Origin of the sequence: Streptomyces sp. DH12, assembly GCF_020873895.1 — a bacterium.
Taxonomy (GTDB): domain Bacteria; phylum Actinomycetota; class Actinomycetes; order Streptomycetales; family Streptomycetaceae; genus Streptomyces.
Genome location: NZ_JAHWGT010001295.1, coordinates 1 through 428, shown reverse-complemented (window position 1 = coordinate 428; position 428 = coordinate 1). Strand labels below are relative to the sequence as shown.

At 74.1% G+C, this 428-nt stretch carries 1 protein-coding gene; it reads left to right on the top strand.

What is annotated here, in order from left to right:
• Positions 1-2: 2 nt before the first annotated feature.
• Positions 3-428 (top strand): rod shape-determining protein MreD (mreD, locus tag LPA54_RS39755; protein ID WP_228985275.1); only part of this gene is annotated, 426 nt, incomplete at its 3' end.

Here is a 428-nt window from a genome sequence, read left to right as displayed (position 1 = left end):
GGATCCTGCTCTCCAGCTCGCTGATCGTCGTCGCCCTCGTCATCCAGGTGAGCGTCCTCGCCCGCCTCCACCTCCCCGGCGCCGTCCCCGACCTGCTGCTGCTCGTCGTCCTCGGACTCGCCCTGGTCTACGGCCACGTCGGCGGAGCCCTCGTCGGCTTCGCCGCCGGCCTCCTCGCCGACCTCGCGCCGCCCGCCGACCACGCGGCCGGGCGCTACGCCCTCGTGCTGTGCGTCATCGGCTACCTCGCGGGACTCGTCAATCCCGAGAGCGGTCAGGTGAAGACGGCGGCCGGACCGATGCTCGTGGTGGTCGCCGCCGCCGTCGGCTCCACCCTCCTCTACGCCGGCGTCGGCGCCCTCGTCGGGGACACCGCGGCCCGCCATGTCGGCCTCAGCGGCCTGCTGTTCACCGCCGCCCTGTACGAC